This is a genomic window from Corallococcus sp. RDP092CA (assembly GCF_041903675.1).
In the GTDB taxonomy this organism is placed as follows: Bacteria; Myxococcota; Myxococcia; order Myxococcales; family Myxococcaceae; genus Corallococcus.
This window is the reverse complement of sequence record NZ_JAYESI010000179.1, coordinates 1-255: the sequence shown is the minus strand read 5'-3', so window position 1 is coordinate 255 and position 255 is coordinate 1. Positions and strand designations below refer to the sequence as shown.

At 67.1% G+C, this 255-nt stretch carries 1 protein-coding gene; it reads right to left on the bottom strand.

The annotated features are described in order from the left end of the window. Positions 1 to 255, bottom strand: a 255-nt coding sequence (locus U8525_RS34690; RefSeq protein ID WP_374271008.1) for an AMP-binding protein, incomplete at both ends; no start/stop codon positions are given.

Here is a 255-nt window from a genome sequence, read left to right as displayed (position 1 = left end):
CCGCCCGGTTGAGGTAGCCCCACGCGAGGCCCTCTCCCCCCACGTACAGCTCCCCAGGCATTCCCACTCCCACCACCTCTCCGTGCCCGTCCAACACGTAGGCCGTCGAGTTCCCAATTGGCCTGCCAATGGGCACCGACGACGGCAGCACCGTCTCTCGCCTCAGCGTGTACGTCGCCGAGAAGGTGGTGTTCTCCGTCGGGCCATAGCCATTCACCAGCACCGCCCCCTCCCGCAGCTGCTTCAGGTGCTCAC